Source organism: Pyrobaculum sp. (genome assembly GCF_049971835.1).
GTDB lineage: Archaea > Thermoproteota > Thermoprotei > Thermoproteales > Thermoproteaceae > Pyrobaculum.
The window spans coordinates 1-992 of record NZ_JBMFKV010000387.1; the positions used below are offsets into that span (position 1 = coordinate 1).

The following is a 992-nucleotide window of genomic DNA, read 5'->3' on the forward strand; positions in this document are numbered from 1 at the left end:
GTAAGGATGCGGAGCTATTTTGGCACGAATGAGTTCATAGAGAGTTTCTGAGAGCCCCTCGATGACCTTGAGCGAGATGTTTCCGGTGAATCCGTCGGTCACGACGACATCGGCGTCTATGTCTACGCCGGCCTCCACCACCTGGGTGGACACCACCACCCTGGCCGACTTCAGCGCCTCCTCCTTCGCCTCTCTGTCCTTCTGGGCGAACCTCCCGTGGATAAGAATCACGCCGTCCCCCTTAATCTTTTGGTAGAACTGCACGGCCTTTTCCACCGTGTTGAACACAAACAGCGCCTTCCTGGAAAAGACGCGGCTGGGCACCTCCCCAACAGATTCGACCACGTGCGTCTCTATCGAGAAGTGCCTCTTTATCCAATCCTCATACTCCTCGTCCGGCGCCTCTTCGTAGTCTATGTAGACGTAGTCCGCCCCGGCTTTACCCGCCTCTTTCTCAACCGCCTTGACGACGCACTGCGGCAAGGTCGCCGTGATAATCAAGACCGGGTTCTCGGCCACGGCAACATAGGCCGTGAGAAACGCCGAGAACATCTGCACGTCGGGTTGGCCGGGATCCCCACCGTAGAGGTGGACTTCGTCAAACACTACAAAGGAAGAGGCTATCGCCGACCTAGGCAACTCGTAGTGGGCGACGCCTTCGCCTATCCTCGCGACAGGTAATTTCATCAAGTTGTAGAGGAACGAGTCGAATGTGGTCGCCACGGCCCTCCGCAGGAAGTACGGCGACTTTCCAAAAGAGGCGCGGCCCGACATGTACTGCCATCCTACGTCATCCTCCGCCAGGCCGAGGGCGGCGGCGTGCTTTAGCCACTTCTCGTAGACGGCCTTCACCAAAGTCCTCATGGGCGCGACGTGGACAGCCCTAGGCATGCCAGAGCGCTTAAAGGCGTAGGGAGCCGCCTCCGTCTTGCCGTACCCCGTCGGCGCTACGAATACAACGGTCTTGGAGGAGTGCTCAACGAATTCCTTCG

The 992-nt window shown here is 58.5% G+C and carries 1 protein-coding gene; it reads right to left on the reverse strand.

Annotated features, from left to right (window positions below; all coding sequences use genetic code 11):
* A partial coding sequence (cas3, locus tag ACP5J3_RS14875) for a CRISPR-associated helicase Cas3' (protein WP_428496390.1) occupies positions 1-992 on the reverse strand: 992 nt, incomplete at both ends.